The organism is Allobosea sp. RAF48 (genome assembly GCF_052114025.1).
Taxonomy (GTDB): domain Bacteria; phylum Pseudomonadota; class Alphaproteobacteria; order Rhizobiales; family Beijerinckiaceae; genus Allobosea.
Genome location: NZ_JBFRDZ010000023.1, coordinates 1 through 17,663, shown reverse-complemented (window position 1 = coordinate 17,663; position 17,663 = coordinate 1). Strand labels below are relative to the sequence as shown.

The 17,663-nt window shown below is 64.9% G+C and carries 16 protein-coding genes and 2 pseudogenes; 9 read left to right on the top strand and 9 right to left on the bottom strand.

Annotated features, from left to right (window positions below; translation table 11 throughout):
• The first annotated feature begins 113 nt into the window (after positions 1-113).
• Together AB4Z10_RS27455 and AB4Z10_RS27450 are read left to right on the top strand one after the other, a co-directional pair.
• Positions 114-791, top strand: a complete 678-nt coding sequence (locus AB4Z10_RS27455; RefSeq protein WP_441473573.1) for a FadR/GntR family transcriptional regulator — start codon at positions 114-116, stop codon at positions 789-791.
• Positions 788-1,990, top strand: coding sequence for a CynX/NimT family MFS transporter (locus AB4Z10_RS27450; protein WP_441473572.1), 1,203 nt, complete (start codon positions 788-790; stop codon positions 1,988-1,990). The genes AB4Z10_RS27455 and AB4Z10_RS27450 overlap by 4 nt, the downstream gene beginning before the upstream one ends.
• A 99-nt stretch (positions 1,991-2,089) precedes the next feature.
• On the opposite strand, the gene AB4Z10_RS27445 is transcribed toward AB4Z10_RS27450, so the two are convergent.
• Positions 2,090-2,848 carry an alpha/beta hydrolase gene (locus AB4Z10_RS27445; protein ID WP_441473571.1) on the bottom strand — a complete coding sequence of 253 codons (759 nt, stop codon included), beginning with the start codon at positions 2,846-2,848 and terminating at the stop codon, positions 2,090-2,092.
• Between the two features lie 146 nt (positions 2,849-2,994).
• Here AB4Z10_RS27445 and AB4Z10_RS27440 point away from each other — a divergent pair, with 146 nt between their 5' ends.
• Positions 2,995-3,510: a MarR family winged helix-turn-helix transcriptional regulator gene (locus AB4Z10_RS27440; protein ID WP_441473570.1), complete on the top strand. Its 516-nt coding sequence runs from the start codon at positions 2,995-2,997 to the stop codon at positions 3,508-3,510.
• Between the two features lie 133 nt (positions 3,511-3,643).
• Here AB4Z10_RS27440 and AB4Z10_RS27435 read toward each other — a convergent pair whose 3' ends face one another.
• Positions 3,644-4,573 (bottom strand): LysR family transcriptional regulator, encoded by a 930-nt coding sequence (locus AB4Z10_RS27435; RefSeq protein ID WP_441473569.1) that lies wholly within the window; start codon positions 4,571-4,573, stop codon positions 3,644-3,646.
• A 116-nt stretch (positions 4,574-4,689) separates the two neighbouring features.
• Here AB4Z10_RS27435 and AB4Z10_RS27430 point away from each other — a divergent pair, with 116 nt between their 5' ends.
• From AB4Z10_RS27430 to AB4Z10_RS27420, 3 genes are read left to right on the top strand one after another with little or no spacing between them, the layout of a single operon-like run.
• On the top strand, positions 4,690-5,355 hold the full coding sequence (locus tag AB4Z10_RS27430; RefSeq protein WP_441473568.1) for a hydrolase: 666 nt from the start codon (positions 4,690-4,692) through the stop codon (positions 5,353-5,355).
• Between the two features lie 53 nt (positions 5,356-5,408).
• Complete coding sequence (locus AB4Z10_RS27425) at positions 5,409-5,840, top strand: ester cyclase (RefSeq protein ID WP_441473567.1); 432 nt, start codon at positions 5,409-5,411, stop codon at positions 5,838-5,840.
• 53 nt (positions 5,841-5,893) lie between these two features.
• On the top strand, positions 5,894-6,508 hold the full coding sequence (locus AB4Z10_RS27420; protein ID WP_441473606.1) for an NADPH-dependent F420 reductase: 615 nt from the start codon (positions 5,894-5,896) through the stop codon (positions 6,506-6,508).
• Between the two features lie 65 nt (positions 6,509-6,573).
• Here the strand turns inward: AB4Z10_RS27420 and AB4Z10_RS27415 are convergent, their stop codons facing one another.
• The 3 genes from AB4Z10_RS27415 to glcF are packed head-to-tail and all read right to left on the bottom strand — an operon-like array spanning position 6,574 to position 10,708.
• Positions 6,574-7,752, bottom strand: a complete 1,179-nt coding sequence (locus AB4Z10_RS27415) for an ABC transporter substrate-binding protein (RefSeq protein WP_441473566.1) — start codon at positions 7,750-7,752, stop codon at positions 6,574-6,576.
• A gap of 29 nt (positions 7,753-7,781) precedes the next feature.
• A complete protein-coding gene (locus tag AB4Z10_RS27410; protein WP_441473565.1) occupies positions 7,782-9,290 on the bottom strand; it encodes an FAD-binding oxidoreductase in 1,509 nt (502 codons plus the stop codon).
• A 38-nt stretch (positions 9,291-9,328) separates the two neighbouring features.
• Positions 9,329-10,708, bottom strand: coding sequence for a glycolate oxidase subunit GlcF (glcF, locus tag AB4Z10_RS27405; RefSeq protein ID WP_441473564.1), 1,380 nt, complete (start codon positions 10,706-10,708; stop codon positions 9,329-9,331).
• Positions 10,709-10,860: 152 nt separating this feature from the next.
• On the opposite strand from glcF, the gene AB4Z10_RS27400 reads away from it, so the two are divergent.
• Positions 10,861-11,793, top strand: a complete 933-nt coding sequence (locus AB4Z10_RS27400) for a helix-turn-helix domain-containing protein (RefSeq protein WP_441473563.1) — start codon at positions 10,861-10,863, stop codon at positions 11,791-11,793.
• Positions 11,794-12,053: 260 nt separating this feature from the next.
• On the opposite strand, the pseudogene AB4Z10_RS27395 reads toward AB4Z10_RS27400, so the two are convergent.
• Positions 12,054-12,353: pseudogene (locus AB4Z10_RS27395) on the bottom strand (UBP-type zinc finger domain-containing protein); the annotation flags it as partial.
• Positions 12,353-14,050 (bottom strand): FAD-dependent oxidoreductase, encoded by a 1,698-nt coding sequence (locus tag AB4Z10_RS27390; RefSeq protein ID WP_441473562.1) that lies wholly within the window; start codon positions 14,048-14,050, stop codon positions 12,353-12,355. The gene AB4Z10_RS27390 and the pseudogene AB4Z10_RS27395, both read right to left, overlap by 1 nt.
• A 901-nt stretch (positions 14,051-14,951) precedes the next feature.
• Between AB4Z10_RS27390 and AB4Z10_RS27385 the strand changes: the two genes are divergently transcribed.
• A complete protein-coding gene (locus tag AB4Z10_RS27385) occupies positions 14,952-15,230 on the top strand; it encodes a type II toxin-antitoxin system Phd/YefM family antitoxin (RefSeq protein WP_441473605.1) in 279 nt (92 codons plus the stop codon).
• Positions 15,227-15,562 (top strand): type II toxin-antitoxin system RelE/ParE family toxin, encoded by a 336-nt coding sequence (locus AB4Z10_RS27380; protein WP_441473561.1) that lies wholly within the window; start codon positions 15,227-15,229, stop codon positions 15,560-15,562. The genes AB4Z10_RS27385 and AB4Z10_RS27380 overlap by 4 nt, the downstream gene beginning before the upstream one ends.
• A 143-nt stretch (positions 15,563-15,705) precedes the next feature.
• Here the strand turns inward: AB4Z10_RS27380 and AB4Z10_RS27375 are convergent, their stop codons facing one another.
• Both AB4Z10_RS27375 and AB4Z10_RS27370 read right to left on the bottom strand, forming a co-directional pair.
• The gene (locus tag AB4Z10_RS27375) at positions 15,706-16,962 is read right to left on the bottom strand and encodes a phospholipase D-like domain-containing protein (RefSeq protein ID WP_441473560.1); all 1,257 of its coding nucleotides are present in this window, start codon (positions 16,960-16,962) and stop codon (positions 15,706-15,708) included.
• A 90-nt stretch (positions 16,963-17,052) separates the two neighbouring features.
• A pseudogene (locus AB4Z10_RS27370) lies at positions 17,053-17,663 on the bottom strand (AI-2E family transporter); the annotation flags it as partial.

The following is a 17,663-nucleotide window of genomic DNA, read 5'->3' as shown; positions in this document are numbered from 1 at the left end:
GGTGGGGTCTCCCGGAGCAGGCTTCGCACTCGCGCTGCGTCGAGCCGCCCAGTTTTGACGTAGCAGGCACGATGCGGTATTCGCCAAGTCATCTAATGATTTGGTGAATTTGCATGCGTGCGCTGAGCAGGCCGAGCCTGGCCGAAACGGCCGTCGAAGCGATCCGTGGCGAAATCCTCGCTCGGCGATGGGAAATCGGTGAGAAATTGCCGAACGAGGCGGCCTTGTCGACCGCGCTTGCGGTCAGCCGCGGCACCGTGCGCGAGGCCGTGCGGGTCCTCGCGTCGCAGGGCATCCTCGAAACCCGGCAGGGTTCCGGCACCTATGTGCTGTCGACGACCGGAACGAGCCTGTCGCTCGCCACGGCGAAGCGAGCCGGTCTTCGAGAGCAGTTCGAGGCGCGGCTGGCGCTCGATGTCGAGGCGGCGCGCCTGGCGGCATTGCGCTGTTCCCCTGTCGATGTGGAGCGGCTTCGTACGCTCCTGGCGGAACGCGGAGAGTATGCCGGTGGTGAGAAGGCCGCTTTCGTCGCCCGCGACTTCGCCTTCCACCGGGCGGTGATCGCGGCATCCCGCAACAGCGTGCTGACGGGACTGTACGATTTCTCCTCGCGGCTGATCGCGGAAACGATCGCGGCGACGCTGGAAGACGATCTGCCCGAGCCGGACATGGCGGCGCATCGCGCAATCGTGGACGCCATCGAAGCCGGCGATCCCGACCGAGCTGACGCGGCCGTGCGTCGCTTCATGGCGCCCGTTCTGGCTGCACTCGACAAGGCGCTGCTGTCATGAGCCAGCCAGCCGCCATTGCCTCGGGCACGACCTCGACCGCGCTTTCGCGATTTCTCCTCGGCGCGAGCCTGGTGCTCATCGCGTTCAATCTGCGGCCAGTGTTCTCCAGCGCTTCGACCTTGCTGCCGGAGATCAGCAGCACGCTGGGCCTTTCCTCGCTGGGAGCCAGCGTCCTGACGACGCTTCCCGTGGTCTGTCTCGGGTTGTTCTCGCCCTTGGCGCCGCGCCTGTCGCGCTGGATCGGCACGGAGCGGACCCTGCTCGTGGCCGTGCTACTGCTCGCTTGCGGCACAGCACTGCGCGGCTTTGGATCGATTCCGCTGCTTTTCCTGGGCACGGCCCTTGCCGGAGCATGCATCGCCATCGGCAACGTGCTGCTTCCGGGTGTCGTGAAGCGGGACTTCCCCGATCGAGCGGCGCTGATGACGGGCTGGTACACGATGGCGCTCTGTGCGGGGGCGGCCGGTGCTGCCGGCCTGACCTTGCCCCTCAAACAGTCGCTCCAGTTGTCGCTGGGCGGGGCGCTCGCGGTCTGGGCGCTTCTTGCCTTGGTGGCGGGCCTGCTCTGGCTGCCCCAGGTGCTTTCGAGCCGCTTCCAGGTCACGGGGGCTCGGCCGAACGTGCAGGGCTTGTGGCGGAACAGGCTGGCCTGGCACGTCACCTTGTTCATGGGGCTGCAGTCGGCGCTAGCCTATTGCGTCTTCGGCTGGCTGGTGCCGATCCTGCGCGAACGCGGCCTGGAAGGCTTCACAGCCGGGGCGATCGTCTCCGTGTCGGTGATGATGCAGGCAGCTGCCTGCCTGATCGCGCCGCATATCGCCGTGCGCGGCCGGGACCAGCGGGCCATCAACGTCGCGCTCAGCGGATTGGCCGTCGTGGCTCTCCTCGGTCTCCTGTTCGCGCCGCTCTGGTCGATCTGGTTCTGGGCGGTGCTGCAAGGCATCGGGCAGGGCGGCCTGATCGCCGTGGCACTGACGGTGATCGTCCTGCGCGCTCACGACGCGCATGTCGCGGCCCAGCTTTCCAGCATGGCGCAATGCGTCGGTTATCTGCTGGCCGCCATCGGCCCGCTCGTCGTCGGCCTGATCCATAGCTGGACCGGCAGCTTCGCCTGGAGCGCGGTGCTCTTCGTGCTTCTGGGGGTGGGCACCGCAGTCAATGGCTGGTTTGCCGGCCGGGCCGTTCATGTCGAACCGTAATGGCGCGGCTTTGATGGGAGCGTTCGTGCCAGAGCCGGGCTCTGATCGAACCCGGCCTGTCTGATCGATGCGGCGGTGCGAGCTTGCCGGCCGCGCCGTTCACTTCTGGCGAGCGGCCTGTTCGATGAATTCCGCGACGACCTTGGGCTTGGAGACGTAAACGGCATGGCTGCCCTTGGTCTCGGCTACGGTCGCACCGGCGCGCTTGGCCATCTGGCGCTGGGCGGGGGGCGGAATCATGTGGTCGTCGGTGGCGACGAGATAATAGCTCGGCTTTGTCTTCCAGGCCGGGCTGGTGACGGTGCCGCCGGCAGCCGCGACGCCCCAGGGCACCTGCGAGTCGGCCATGAAGGTGGCGGTCTTCGCGTCGACATCGGCAGCGAAGGCAGCTGCGAACTTGGTCTTGTCAAGCGCTAGGAAGCCCTCGACTGGCGGCAGGATCGGCGGGACGGGCGCGCCTGCAGGCGGGTTGGCGATCAGCGACATCACCGATTCACCGGCATCCGGCGCGAAGGCGGCGATGTAGACCACCGACTTCACCTYAGGATCGGTGCCGGCCTCGCTGACCACGACGCCGCCATAGGAATGGCCGACGAGCACGACCGGGCCGTCCTGCTGCGCAATGGCGCGCTTGGTGAAGGCGACGTCGTCGGAGAGCGAGGTGGTCGGATTCTGGATGATGGTGACGTGGTAGCCCTTGGCCCTGAGGGCGTTGTAGACACCCTGCCAACCCGAGCCGTCGACGAAGCCGCCATGGACGAGGACGACGTTCTTGACGGCGGGGGCGGCTTGGGCGGAGGTCAGCGAGACGGTGGTGGAGAGGGCAAGGGCGGCAGCGGCGAGGATGGACTTGGTCATGGCGGGCTCCTTGGGTTAACATGTTCGCGGCAATTATTATCGCGATAAGTACTTCATACTCACCCCCTCGGAGCTTGTAAAGCGCTTTCTTTATCGCGATATCGTTTTTCTCGACATCGACCCGCCAGCCGATTCCGGAGTTCAACATGACCGACGCCCAGAAGCCTTCCGCCGCGCCTGCGCCTGCGCCTGCGGGGCCGACCTTGCCGCTCGACGGCCAGCTCTGTTTCTCAATCTATTCGGCCTCGCTGGCGATCCAGCGGGTCTACAAGCCGATGCTCGACGGGCTCGGCGTGACCTATACGCAGTATCTCGCCCTAAGCACGCTTTGGGAAAAGGACGGGCTGACGATCGGGGCCATCGCTGAACGGCTCGCGCTGGAGCCGAGCACGATCACGCCCGCCGTCAAGCGACTGGAGGCGGCAGGATTTCTTAGTCGCCGGCGCAGTACCACGGACGAGCGCCTGGTCGAGGTGCATCTTACCGAGAAGGGTAGGGAGCTCCATCCCCAAACCGGCTGCCTCACCGACGCGCTATTGCGCCATTCCGGTTTCGAAGTGCCTCAGATGATCGAACTCAACCAGCTTGTCCAGGCGCTGAGACGGGGCATGCGGAACGCCGTGAGCCCGGACGACCCCACAAAAGCCGACGCTACTGAGTGAAACCGGGTTGGCCGCGATGGAAGTCCGCCATTGTTGGTTATGACGGTGTCTTCAATGGTCTCGACATTGGTACGAGGCCTATGATGACGCCGCTAGAAGCTCGGATCATGTGCTCCTTGAGGCATATCTATGGCTAGCCAAGACTGCCGGCAAATTTCTCGGCGAGCCGCTGGCGCCGAAACGCGTCAGCGACGAAATCGACAAAGACACGGGTCTTTGATGGGAGCAGGGTGCGGCTTGCGTAGTAGATCGAGATCGGCCCTTCGTCGATGTACCACTGCGGCAGCAGGCGGACGAGCGCGCCGCTCTCCAGATGCGGCAGCACATGGCACACGGCGTTCAGTGTCACGCCGAGCCCGAGCAGCGCCGCGCGACAGGTCGCTTCGGGGTCGTCAAGGACAATGGTCTCCTTGAGCTTGACCGGAATCGCGGTGCCTTCGACGTCGCGCATGATGCRTTCCCGGATCCGGCCCGTCCTTGATGAGCGCCACGCGATCCCATCGAACGCGGAAAGCTGTGTGGGATCGGTCGGCGGCCTGTGCTTCTTCATGTATGCGGGCGACGCGACCGCGATCAGATGCAGCGGTGCGAGCGTGCGCGAGACGACGCCGGGCCCCCATTCGATGCCGCCGCCGATCGCGGCATCGAAACCCTCGGCGATCAGGTCGGTCTGCCGCGTCGTGAACTGCCAATCGGGCCGGATGCCGGGATAGCGGGCCAGGAACGCGGGCAGCATCGGCAGAATGTAGTCGGCCCCGAAATTGAGGCCCATGCTGACCTTGAGCACGCCGGCCGGTTCTCCGCTATTCGTCGCCACGCTCGCAATGGCCTGCTGGAGCCCTTCGAGGTTGTCCCTGATCTCCAGCAGGAAACGCTCCCCTGCGTCGGTCAGCGTCAGCTTTCGCGTGCTGCGGTGAAACAGCCGGACACCGAGATTGCGTTCGAGCGTCGCGACGTTGCGGCTGACCGCCGCCGGCGTCAGGGAGAGCCTCCGCGCCGCGACCGAGAAGCTGCTGGCTTCGGCGCTGCGTGTGAAGGATTCGAGGTTGGCCAGTGTCTCCAAGCGCCTTCCTTCAAGCAATACTTGTAAGAATTATCAGCCATTACCGACTAATCATAGCCGAATAAACGGGCGATTGCTGTGGGGCGGACAACGCAGAACCAATCGGAGAAACGCCCATGGCTACCCAGTCCACCGCCCCGAAGAACGGCCTCAACGCCCTGCTGACCCCTGAAGAGTCGGTGCTGGTGCTGATCGACCACCAGCCCTTCCAGTTCGCCAATCTGCACAGCCACGAACCCACAATGATCGTGAACAACGTCATCGCGTTGGCCAAGACGGCCAAGCTCTTCGGCGTGCCGACGATCCTGACCACCGTCCTCGAGGACCGCGGCGGCAAGCTGATCAAGGGCCTGCAGGATGTCTTCCCCGATCAGAAGCCGATCGACCGCACCTTCATCAACACCTGGGAGGATGCCCGCGTCGTCGATGCGGTGAAGAAGACGGGACGCAAGAAGCTCATCATCGCGGCGCTCTGGTCCGAGATCTGCCTGGCCATGCCGGCCATCCAGGCGGCGGGCGAAGGCTACGAGGTCTATGCGGTCACCGATGCGTCGGGCGGCGTGAGCGCAGAAGCGCACGACATGGCGGTGCGCCGCATGGTGATGGCGGGCGTCGTTCCGATCACCTGGATGGCGGTCGCCGGCGAGCTGCAGCGCGACTGGGCTCGCGAAGAGACGGCCGGGAAGGGCGGGGAGATCTTCATAGAGCATGGCGGCGGCACCGGCATCGCGCTCGCCTGGGAACTGCAACTGCTGGGGCAGGCGGCCGGCGGCAAGGCGTGAGCCGCCCTCGCGAGCAACCGTAGCCCAGACCTCTCAACTCATCGGAGCGTGTCATGACCAGCAGCAACCCAAGCGAAGCCGCCAAGGCGGTCGTTCGCCGCAATACCGAAGAAGTACAGGGCGGAGGCAATTTCGCGGTGTTCGAGGAATTGTTCGCCGACGATTTCCTCGACCACACGCCGCAGCCGGGTCGCACCCCGGACAAGGCCGGTGCGAGGGAATTGTACAAGGTGCTTCGCACCGCCTTTCCCGATTTCCACGCCGAGATCCATTGGCAGCTCGCCGATGGCGACCGTGTGACGACCTACAAGACCTATCACGGCACGCATCGGGGAGAGCTCTTCGGGATCAAGCCGACGGGCCGAAAAATCCAGTTCGAGACCGTCGACGTCATGCGCGTCCGTGAAGGGAAGATCGCGGAGCACTGGGGCGTCGCCAACCTCTTCTCGCTGATGCAGCAACTCGGAGCTGCACCAGCCGTCTGACACCGATCGTGACATCAAGCGCGCCGGCACGCTGACTGCCGCCGGCGCCGACCCTGAAGGAACATCACATGACCATTGGCATCATCGGCTCGGGCGCCATCGGCACGGCCTTCGCCCGGACGCTGGCACGCGCAGGTATCGAGGCCGGCATCTCGAACAGCCGCGGTCCGGATTCTCTCGTAGATCTGGTCCGCGAGCTCGGACCATCCATCACGGCGGTCAGCCGCGAGGAAGCCGCGCGCGCCGACATCGTCTTCGTTGCCGTGAACTGGACAAAACTTCCGGCCGCGCTGGCGAGACTTCCTGCCTGGAACGGGCGGATCGTCATCGACGCCAACAATGCGATCGAAGCGCCGCTGTTCAAGCCTGTGGACCTTGATGGCCGTGCATCGAGCGAGGTCGTTGCCGATCTCGTTCCGGAAGCCCGCGTCGTGAAGGCTTTCAACCATCTTCGCGCGGAGCTGCTGGCCACCGATCCCCGCTCGGATGGCGGGCGGCGCGTGCTGTTCTACTCCGGCAACGACGCCGCAGCTAAATCCGAGGTTGCTGCCCTGATCGAGCGCCTCGGGTTCGCCGGAATCGACCTCGGTTCGCTCGCGGTCGGCGGCAAGCTCGCGCAGTTCCCCGGCGGTCCTCTGCCGAACCAGAACCTCATCAAGGTCGGGTGAGAGCCAGGACGAGTGCCGTCACCGAGCACGTGGTGCCGATCCGGGCCGGTGCACAACGGAGTCTGTCAGAACGGCATCTTACAATCCTTGCCATAGGCGTCGGGGAGGCCCTCGACAATCTTGCGATCGATCTCGGTGGCGTAGCTGCCGTCATCGCGCTTCGTCACCGCGACGAGGTAATAATCCTGGATCGGGAACTGGTTTGTGCCGATCTCGAAGCGCCCGCGCACGGATTCGAATTTTGTCTTGCGCAGGGCGTCGATCAGCTTCGCCCGGTCGGCGATCTCGCCTCTCGATGCGGTTACCGCAGCGTTCAGCCACATCGCGGCATCGTAGGCGTGCGCTGCATAGTTGGCGGGCGTGTATTTGTACTCGGCCCTGAAGGCCTCGACGAAGGCGCGGCTTGCCGGCACATCCAGCGCAGGTGACCAGTTGGTCACGCCCGAAGTTCCGACCGCCGCTTCCTGCAGCGCGGGTAGGTTGGTCTCGTCGATGGTGTGGGCAGACAGCATCGGCAGCGCGACGCCCGCTTGCCTCCACTGCTTGACGAAGGTGACGCCGAGGCCGCCGGGCATGAAGACGAAGGCGGCATCTGCGCCCGACGACACGACCTTGGCGAGGTCGCTGGAAAAATCTGGCTGCGCCAGCGGCACAAAGATCTCGTCGACGATCTCGCCTTTGTATTCCCGTTTGAAGCCTGCGACGACGTCCTTGCCAGCCTGGTAGTTGGGGGCGACGACCACGATCTTGCGGTAGCCCCTGCTGGTGGCGTGGCGCCCCATCGCCTCAGCGTTCTGGTCGTTCTGATACGCGGCCGAGAAGAGATACGGGCTGCAGTTCCGGCCGGCCAGCGGCGAGGGGCCGGCATTGGTGCCGATGAAGACGGTCTTGCTGTCGACCATGCGCCGGGCCGTCGCCATCAGGATGTTGGAGAAGACAATGCCGACGATGGCGTCGACCTTTTCGCGCTCGATCAGGTATTCCACGCGCTGGATGCCGATCTCGGGCTTCAGTTCGTCATCGACAACCACGACTTCTGCCGGAATGCCGCCGATCTTGCCGCCGAGCTGCTTGATCGCGAGCTGGAAGCCGTCGCGGGTGTGCTGGCCGAGTACGGCGGGCGGGCCGGTCAGGGTGCTGACCAGGCCGATTTTCACTGATTTGACCGGCTCGGCCGAGGCTGGGGCTGATAGTGCTGCGAGCAGCGCAAGCGCCGTCGGAGCAATCCTTGTGGTCCTGTGCATGCTGCTTCCCCTCATTGCTTCGTTCGAAATCAGCCGATGCCGTAGCGTCCGGGCGCGATGACGCCGGCCGGATCGAGCGTGGCCTTGATTGCCGTGCAGCTCTCGCGAAAGGCCGGCATGGCCTGGCCCATATGCAGCGCGTGATAATCGAGCGGCGCGCGGCCGACGAAGATGCCCCGCTCGGCATAGGCACGCGCCAGCGCCTCGTAGCAGGCATTGGCACGGGCGTTCTCGTCGGGGTTCTCGCGATCGAAGGCGATGACGTGCAGCCCGCGCGCAAAGCGGGCGCTGCAGACGTTCATGATCATGTAGTCCATGCCGTGCTCGGCATAGATGCGGCGCGCCATGCGCTGGCAGTCATTGGCGACGCTGCCGACCATCGGCGTGCCCGGCAGGAACCAGAGATTGCCGCCGCCAGGGCGCCATTTCAGCAAGCCGAGCTCGCCGACGCCGGGAACGCCCGAGCAGGCGTCCATGGCTACTCGTAGGGCGTGGAAGGACGATGCCTCCTCATGCGGGATGTAGGTCGCCTTGCCTGACTCGCCGAAGGCGGCGCGCACGCGCTCGATCTGCGGTTCGAGCGCGGCCATGCTGGGGCCGTAGAAGGCGCCCGAGACCGTCCAGGCGCCGAGCCCGTCCTTCTCCCGCAACGCGCGTCGGGCCTCATCGGAGATCGAGGCGCGGCTGCCCGGGCGATAATCCGGGCTCGGATGCTCGGAGCCGCACAGATAGGTGTCGTTGGCGACGCGCAGCAATGTCGGCACGAAGTTCGAGAGCTTGAGCGCGCGGCAGATGTCGACGATCTCGGCAAGATCGTCCTCGTCCGGATAGGTGAAGTGGAAGCTGCGGATCGCCGGTGGACGTGGCAGCAGCCAGATGCCCATGCGGGTGACGATGCCGAAATTCGACTGGGCGAACAGACCGTCGAGGATCGGGCCGAAGCTGTATTTGCTGACATGCCAGTTCGGCAGTTCGGAGCCTTGCAAGGCACCGTCGCCGGTGCGCAGCACCTCGCCATTGCCGAGCACGATCTCCATGCCGCAGGAGAAGCCGAAATGGTCGAAGTAGGGGCCGTAGCCGGCGCCCTTGTCGAGCGCATTGCCGAGCATGCCGCCCTGGGGCGGACCTGAGGTGACGTCGACCATGAGCTTGTCGCCGCGCCGGACGAGCTCGTCATACATCGCCTGATAGCTGACGCCCGGCTCGACCACGGCGAAGGCCAGCGTTTCGTCAATGTCGAGGATGCGGTTCATCCTGCGTCCGAGGTCGACGACGACCTGGCCCGCATGCACCGCGGAGCGGCTGCCGAGGCCGATGTTGTTGCCGGTGCTGACCGGGTAGAGCGCGACGCCATGGCGGTTCGCCGCCTTCACGATCGCCTGCAATTCGGCCGTGCTGCCGGGATAGACCACGCCGAGCGGGCGCCGATCGCCACCCGGCATCGTGTTCTCTCCGTAGCGGCGTAGCGTCTCCTCGCTGCGGTTGATCCATTCGGCCCCGATCGCTGCCGCGACCTCGTTGAAGAATGCTTCCGCCATGCCGGCTCTCCCTTCTGCCATCCGTTCCTGCATTCGTCTCACCAGAAGCCCGCATCGTCGCTCGCCGGTGGGGCGGTCGACACGAGATTGGCCGGCGCCTCCTCCCGCTCCGGGGCGGGCCGGCTCGTTAGCGCCGCACCGGCCACGGCCGGCGGCAGAGGACCGCCCGTCGCCCAGTCCAGAAGCTCGGCGGTGTGCGCCATCGGCGCCGCGACATAGCGCCTGAGCTGCGTGAGGCAGCCGATATTACCGGCCGCCACGACGTCCGGCGCGGTGCTATCGATATGACCCGCCTTTCGCCGGCCCAAGATTTCGGCCGTGGCGGGCTGGAGCAGGTTGTAGGTTCCGGCGGAGCCACAGCAGAAATGCTTCTCCGGCACGTCCGCGACCTCGAACCCGGCGGCGCGCAGCAGGTCCCGCGGCGGCCGCGTTACGCGCTGGCCGTGCTGCATCGAGCAGGCGTCGTGATAGGCGATACGCAGGCGGGGACGCTCGGCCGCCGGCGGCAGCAGCCCGATACCGGCGATGAATTCGGTGACGTCGCGCGCGATGCCGGCAATCTCCTTCGCTTCGGCCGCGCGTTCGGCCCCGGCGAGGAGATGGCCGTAATTCTTGACCGTGGTGCCGCAACCGGAAGCGTTGACGATCACCGCGTCGAGCCCCTCGCCGCGGCGCTCGCGCATCCAGGCCCGGACATTGGCGGCAGCGGCCTTAGCGGCCTGCGCCTCGCGGCCCATATGCAGCGTCAGCGAACCGCAGCAGCCGGCTCCGGCGGCGACGACGACCTCGCAGCCATGCCGGGTCAGCAAGCGGATCGTCGCGGCGTTGATGTTGCCGTCGAGAGCCTGCTGGGCGCAGCCGGCGAGCAGCGCCACGCGCGCGCGCCTTTCGCCCTGCGCGGGGAAGACCTGCGGCGTCAGGATCTCGGCCTGCGTGCGCTCCGGGATCATCGCGAGCAGGGGCCGGAGCTGCTGCGGCAGCATCCGCTGCATCGATCGCCCGAGACGACCGAACCCCAGCGCCGCACGGAACAATCGCGGGCGCGGCAGGACGAAGGCGAGCAGGGCTCGCAGGGCGCGATCGGCGGCGGGCCGGCGATGATGGCGCTCGACATGGATCCGGGCCCGGTCGATCAGATGCGCGTAATCGACCTTCGCCGCGCAGGTCGTCATGCAGGACAGGCAGGAGAGGCAGCTGTCGAGATGCGCGACGGTCTGCGCCTTCGGCGGCGCCGTGCTCTCCAGCATCTCGCGGATCAGGTCGATGCGGCCGCGCGGGGATTCGTTTTCGTCGCGGCTGAGCACATAGGTCGGGCAGGTATTGGTGCAGAAGCCGTAATGCACGCAGGTGCCGAGGATGTCGGCGGCTTCCCGGATCGCTGGATCGCGCAACTGGTCGGCGCTGAAATTCGTCTGCATTCCCGTCTGCCCTCCGACTGGAAAGCTAGGGACCCAGGCCGCGCGAGGTCTCGGCGCTGCGTGCAGAAAAATCCGGCTTTGAGTGCAAACCATTCTTATGAAAAGCTGGCCGCGCCTCGGGATGTTCTGTCGGCTGCGGGGTGGAGAGGGGCATGGGGACCATCGTCTGGCGCACAGAAGGCCTGGAGCCCGATTCCGGTTTCGACTACTGGCGCGAAACCGTGTGCCGCGCTGTGCTCGGCGTTTCGACCGAAGCGCCCGACCCGCAGGAGGCATTCCACGGTTCCCTCGTCGGGCGCAGTTTCGGCGATGTCAGGATCGCGAGCTTCCGCTCCTCGCGGCACGACGTCGTGCGCACCCCGCGCCATGTTGCCCAAGGCGATGACAGCGTTCTGGTCAGCCTGCAGGAATGTGGCGAATGCCGGCTCTCTCAGGGCGACGAGCGGCTGCTGCTCCAGCCCGGCGAGATCGGACTTGTAGACGGCGCGCGGCCATTTCGCTTGTCATTCTCGGAGGAAGTTCGGCGCGTCGTTGCCGTGCTGCCGCGTCGGACGCTTTTGCTCAAGGCGCCCTGGCTTGTGCGCGGCCGCCCGCACCGAATTCCGCTCGCATCCCGGTTCATCTCGCTCGCGCGGCAGCACATCCTGGAACTGGCCCGGCACGGCGAGGTCCTCGACGACATGTCGGCGAGCCTGCTTACCGACAATCTGTGCAATCTAATTGGGCTTTCCAGCGACGCCGCCGGCCACAGCCGAGACAACCTCCATGAGGCGATCCTCGCTTTCTGTCGCGGGCGCCTCGGCGACGAGACGCTCTCGCCAGGCACCGTCGCGGCGCATTTCAACATCTCGCTGCGTACGTTGCATGCGCGCTTCGCCGCAACCGGTCAGAGCTTCGGCCGCTGGCTCTTGGCCACGCGGCTGGAGGAGAGCCGGCGCGCACTGCTCGATCCCCGCCGCACCGGCGAGAGCATCGCCTCCATCGCCTACTCAGTCGGGTTCGGCGACCTGTCGGTATTCAACCGGGCCTTTCGCAATCGGTTCGGTGCCGCCCCGCGCCAGCATCGGGGTAGATGCGACACTTAGGCAATTCAAATCCGAACCACAGATCGCTGGCTTCCTCCGTACGTGGGAGCGGGATCGGCGAATGTCTGCAATCAGGATCCGAGCAGGTGCTCAGTGTACACCACACCGCTGAACCCACCAACGATAGGGCAATGGCGGCCGCCCCTTGGCGATTTACGGGGGGCTCGCCCCCTTGGTTTGAGGAAATGCCATGTCTCGTTTGAACGGGGCGGTAAGAGCAAATGAGGTGCTCCGCTTCGTACCTGCCGGTCAAATTCGACGAAGCGTGGGATCGGTCCGTTCTGCGGCGTCGTGCGGTCGCCGAGATCGATGAATACCTCGTCGACATAGCACCATCCCCAGCCTTCCGGCGGGTCGTAGCCCTCGATGATCGGATGGCCGGTCGCATGAAAATGCCTAGTGGCGTGGCGATTGGGTGAATCGTCGCAGCAGCCGACATGGCCGCAGGTCCGGCCAAGCCGAAGATGCACCCACGGCGATCCGGTCTTCAGGCATTCCTCGCAGCCGAGCGCGCTCGGCGTGACGTCGCGGATGCCCCTGGTGTGCCGGCATTCGTCCATCACGGTCTCCTCGCCGGTTCGGAGGTGGCGGCGTGGTCGCTATTCTCAGCCAGGCAGGCATGCAGCGCCGCCACCACCTGAGCACCTTCGCCGACGGCGGCGGCGACACGCTTGACCGAGCCGCGGCGAACATCGCCGATCGCAAAGACCCCGCTGTGGTTGGTTTCCAACAAGCCACGGTTCGGCGCGAGATCCGGCCCGGTGCGCACGAAGCCCTTGCCGTCGAGCGCGATGTCGCAATTCGCAAGCCAGTCCGTATTGGGGTCGGCACCGATGAACAGGAAGACGTGCCGGATGGGACGCCGGGTTTCGGCATCGGTCGAACGGTTACACCAGCGGACCTGTTCGAGCTTGCCGTCGTTGCCTTCCAGCGCCGTGATCTCGGTTTCGGTCAGCACCTCGATGTTCGGCTGGGCCTTGATGCGCTCGACCAGATAACGTGACATCGTCGCATCGAGACTGTCGCGTCGCGCCAGCAGCGTGACCTTCTTCACCTGCGTGGCCAGGTAGACTGCCGCCTGGCCGGCCGAATTGCCGGCGCCGACCAGCGCCACCTCCTGATCCTGGCACAGCCGCGCCTCGATCGGGGAGGCCCAGTAATGCACCGATGTCCCCTCGAATTCCGCGAGGTTCGCGAGATCAAGGCGACGATAGCGTGCACCGCTGGCGATCACGACCGTGCGCGTCCGCACGGTCTCGCCGTCGCCGACGGCCAGCGCGTAGCGGGCATCGGATCCGTCGTCGGCGGCGGCAAGCAGCTTTACTTCGTCGGGGATTGCCATGTCGACGCCGAACTTCTGCGCCTGATTATAGGCTCTCGCCATCAGCGCCATTCCCGAAATGCCGGTCGGGAAGCCGAGATAGTTCTCGATGCGCGAGGAGGCCCCGGCCTGCCCGCCGAAGGCCCGGCAATCGAGCACGATCGTCGAAAGCCCCTCCGATGCCGCATAGACCGCCGCAGCCAGCCCCGCCGGACCGGCGCCAACGATCGCCACATCATAGATCTTATCGCCGTCGACGGGCCGCAGCAGGCCGACGCAGCGCGCGACCTCGCTATCTCCGGGATTGTGCAACAACTTGCCGCTCGGGCACAGGACGATCGGCAGGTGGTGCGGATCGATCTGGAAGCGCCCGATCAGGGTTTTGGCGCAAGGGTCTGTATCGGAATCGAGCGCGCGGTGCGGGATGCCGTTTCGGGCGAGGAGCCCCTGCAGCCGCAGGACGTCGCCGTTGCCGGAGGGGCCGATGATGATCGGCCCGCTTACGCCGCTTTCCAGGAGGCCGACGCGCCGCAGGATCAGGGCGCGCATCACGCGCTCGCCGAGGTTTGCCTCCTGCACCATCAGGTCCCGGAGCCGCGGCGAGGCGACGATGATCGCCCGCACCGGCTCGATCGCCTCCGCATTGACCAGGGAAGGCCTGCTCGACAGTTGCGCCAGCTCGCCGATGAAATGTCCGGGGCCGTGAGTGGTGATCGCTTCCCTTTGGCCGAGAACGCCGGACTGCGTGATGTCGACCTCACCCGAGAGGATGACGACTAGGCCCGGCGAGATCTCGCCGGCCTGGACGATCAGGTCGCCGGCGGCATAGTCGCGCTCTTCGCCGAAGCGCCGCATGCGCTCGATATCCGTCTCTGCGAGGATCGGAAACATCTGATCGCGGCGTGCGGTCAGGGTCGAGCTGACGATCGGAGCCATCGGTTGATCGTATCCCCGTCAACCAGAGGTTTGAAGTGGTTCGTTGATCGTCGCGCCGCCATCTATCTGGCCGCATGCAAGCACAGGAGGCGAGCCAGCCGGATAAGGTTATTGGTCGTGCCGAAAACCGTCGGGGCGCCGCTCACTCAGCAGCCCTTCCGCGGCGTATTCCTCACAATCTTCGAGTTGGGCTTCGGATATCTCATTCCGGGCGGCAGGATCGGCTGTCGATTTTGCCCGCCGATTTCCCGCACGCCTCAGGGCGGCCTTGCTCGCGGCGCGCCGGCGAAGCTCGGCGGAAGTGGCAACACCTCCGCGCGCCAGATTTCGGGCAGATTGCTGTCCGTTCGATATGTCGTGGTCCGAATACTTGGAAGGTCACTGGCTTGGAGCGCCCACGAAGCTTCACTGTTCTCGTTCCGGCGCTTTGGAGTCGACCGTCGCCTATCCACTTTTGCCGCTCGCGGGAGGAGATCGAGAGTATGTCCTCGGCTTCGCTTGGCAGCACGAGCAAGCTGGGAATTAGCGCAGTCGTGAATGGCTTCGTGGCCGTGCCGGTGATGGCTGCGATGATGTGGGTTGGGTCTCAGTGCGACAATATGGGCCGCTTCGTGACGAACAGGTTCGTGCGCCTCCTGGGCTGGAGTGCAACGCTGGTAATGGCATCGCGGCAGCGTCGATGGCGGTCTTTCACTGACAGTGACGTATCGGAACCGGCCAAGCACAGAGCTCAACGCGAGCGCGCGCTGGATCTCATCCGCCGAGCCTCGCCCTTCATGGCGGGTATCCGATACGTTCGTCTCGCTCAATGGTCGGCTTCGTTAGAGGCTGCTGCCTAGGCAGTTTGCACCGCGCTGACGCCTGGACTATATTAGGGCCGAATTTAGTTCGGGAGGTCGCTTTGCGGTATTCTGCCCAAGTCAAGCCGATCAGTTATCTGAAGGCCAACGCAGCGGAAATCCTCCTCAACCTCGCCGAAAGGCGAGAGCCTCTGGTGATCACGCAGAATGGCGAGGCCAAGGCGGTGCTGCAGGATGTTGCCTCCTTTGAGCAGACGCAAGAGATGCTCGCGCTGTTGAAGCTGCTGGCCCTCGGAAATCAGGACGTCGAGGCAGGCAAGACCAAGCCAGCTCGCGCTGTCGTCGAAAGACTGCGCGGAAAAGCGGCCGATCGCCGGTGAAGGAGGGCCGCTTTGAGGTCGAGCTGACGCAAGGCGCGGAGGACGATCTCGAAGCCATTCACGCCTACCTTGCGCAGCACCGTTCGATGAAAGCGGCCGAGTCTTTGCTCGATGCATTCATCGAGAAGATCTCCACACTGGAGCGTTACCCGGAACGGGGCAGCTTTCCCAAGGAGCTTGAGGCGTTAGGTGTTCGGGAATTCCGGCAGATTCTGCTCGATCCGTATCGCCTAATCTACCGCGTCATTGGCAGTAGAGTCGTCATCTTCGTCATCGCCGATGGCCGCCGCGACATGCAGGCTTTGCTTGAACGCCGGCTACTTGGCCGGTGATCACAGGCCTGCTCCGCAGGTTCTCGACCGCTGTTGCGCTGAGCGCGAACGGACGAACCTTTAAGTGCGCTGACGTCGTCCGCCGAAGCGACGGACGAGTTGGAGCGGGGGCGGTGCAGTATCTCGCCTTTTTTGTTCGGTGGTCAAATCTGCGACCGAGCGAGACTGGATACCCAGTCCGAGACCTTTTCGCTGGCTGAGCGGTTTTGCCAATCCGAAAAACTGTAGGGCCGAGAGGCTGCCGCATCCTTCTCGAACAGGGCCATTTGGGTGCTGGCAAATTTCTGATCGAACAGATTGATGTTGGCTTCGTCGTTAAGTCGTAAGGCGCGGTCGTCGATGTTCGTCGAGCCCACCGAGGTCCAGATATCGTCTACGATCACCAGCTTGCAGTGGAAGAACGTGGGCTGATACTCGCTGATCTTCACGCCTGCCTGAAGCAGCTCCCCCCACAGATGCCGGGACGCCTTTCTGACAATGCGCGCGTCGGTCTGGGGGCCGGGGACAATGATCTGAATGTCGACGCCACGCTTGCGAGCCTCAAGAAGTTGCTGGCGCGTCAGTTCGTCGGGAACGAAGTAGGGTGTAGCGATGCGGATGTTTTTCTGCGCGGCGGCGAGCGCGGTCATCAGCATCAGATGCATGACATTGCGCTGGAGGTTCGAACTGATCACGACCTGAGTGGCGCGATCACCCGCCGGCCCAATCTCGGGGAAGAAACGATCGCCGAGCAGCAGTTCGCCGGTCGCCTCGATCCAGTGCTCCGCGAACGCCGCCTGGAACTCCGCTGCAGCCGGCCCTTCCACGCGGTAGTGATTGTCACGCCATTCGTTTGGCGAGCGCGCATCGCCCTTCCACTCATCGGCGATGCCGACACCACCGGTGAAGCCCACGCGCCCATCGACGATTAGCAGTTTCCGATGGGTTCGGTTGTTCACCCGATCGATCGTGTACCAGGCGACCGGACGGAACCGCACGACCTCGACGCCCGCATCCTGCATCCGCTTGATCAGCCGCTCGTCCATCGGGAGGCTGCCCGCCCAGTCGAGCAGCACCTTCACGCTCAGCCCCTCTTGGGACTTGATCGAGAGCGCATTGGCGAACTCCTCGGCGATGGCGCCGCGCCAATAGATGTAGGTCTCGAAACTGATCGTCTGCCGCGCCTCGCGGATGGCGCGCAGCATCGAAGGGAAAATCTGTACGCCGTTTACGAGCGTCTCCACTCGGTTTCCGGGCACATAGTTCGACCCGAAAAGCGCGCCCATGGACGTCTTGAGCTGGCGATCCGACGAGGCCAGATTATGCGGAAGCGGTTGCCTTAGCTCCTGCGGCTCCGGCAGCAGGTTGCCTACCAGGAGGCAGCCTGCGACGCCAAGGGCGGCCGAGATTAATCCGATCATGAAGGGATGTCGTTGGAGGTTCATTGCCAACTTAGAAATAGGGGCTTGCGGCTGTGGAGAGGATCCGGCGCGAGTATCTTCGGTCTCCGATCATGCCGAGTCCCCTTTCTCCGCAAATTTCAGACAGACCCGGCAGATGCTGCGAAAACAAGTTTCCACTTCGTCAGCAAGCAAGGGGCCCTGGATATCCGCCAGGGAACTGGAGACTTCCGACAGCTGCCCAAAGACGAGGATCGCCATCGGCACGCGGCGACGAAGGCGCCTCAGGGCATACTTCACGTGAGCAGCATTGTGCGGGCCGATATAGCAAAGACAGATCAGAGCCGGGCCTCGCTCGGCAAGGCGCTCCATTCCGGTGGTCGACAGCGTGGTCGGCGGTAACGCATCCGCCGCCAATCCATGCTTTTCCAAGATCTGGCTCAGCATCAGCGCGGCCGCCTCATCGAGCTGCGATCGCGCGCCTATGCAGACCACGCGATCTCGGCCCCGAAACCTCTCGCTCAGCTCAGCCTCGGCGAGCACCGGCAGATCGGAGGTGCCTTCACTTTCGTTGGTCTGTTCAACGGCAGCCTCGGACTCGGGATCCGTCGTTGCTGCGCCGAGCGAGGGGCGGCCGTCGTCACGGTCGGACAAATCCTCGACGACCTCGCGGATCGTCGCGAGGATTTGGTTTCGCCGAGGTGCATCGAGAACTCGAGAAC

Coding starts and splice junctions, on each gene's coding strand:
- glcF (WP_441473564.1), bottom strand. CDS start 10,708: ATGCAGACGAATTTCAGCGCCGACCAGTTGCGCGATCCAGCGATCCGG.
- AB4Z10_RS27400 (WP_441473563.1), top strand. CDS start 10,861: ATGGGGACCATCGTCTGGCGCACAGAAGGCCTGGAGCCCGATTCCGGT.
- AB4Z10_RS27455 (WP_441473573.1), top strand. CDS start 114: ATGCGTGCGCTGAGCAGGCCGAGCCTGGCCGAAACGGCCGTCGAAGCG.
- AB4Z10_RS27430 (WP_441473568.1), top strand. CDS start 4,690: ATGGCTACCCAGTCCACCGCCCCGAAGAACGGCCTCAACGCCCTGCTG.
- AB4Z10_RS27390 (WP_441473562.1), bottom strand. CDS start 14,050: ATGGCTCCGATCGTCAGCTCGACCCTGACCGCACGCCGCGATCAGATG.
- AB4Z10_RS27440 (WP_441473570.1), top strand. CDS start 2,995: ATGACCGACGCCCAGAAGCCTTCCGCCGCGCCTGCGCCTGCGCCTGCG.
- AB4Z10_RS27375 (WP_441473560.1), bottom strand. CDS start 16,962: ATGATCGGATTAATCTCGGCCGCCCTTGGCGTCGCAGGCTGCCTCCTG.
- AB4Z10_RS27450 (WP_441473572.1), top strand. CDS start 788: ATGAGCCAGCCAGCCGCCATTGCCTCGGGCACGACCTCGACCGCGCTT.
- AB4Z10_RS27415 (WP_441473566.1), bottom strand. CDS start 7,752: ATGCACAGGACCACAAGGATTGCTCCGACGGCGCTTGCGCTGCTCGCA.
- AB4Z10_RS27410 (WP_441473565.1), bottom strand. CDS start 9,290: ATGGCGGAAGCATTCTTCAACGAGGTCGCGGCAGCGATCGGGGCCGAA.
- AB4Z10_RS27425 (WP_441473567.1), top strand. CDS start 5,409: ATGACCAGCAGCAACCCAAGCGAAGCCGCCAAGGCGGTCGTTCGCCGC.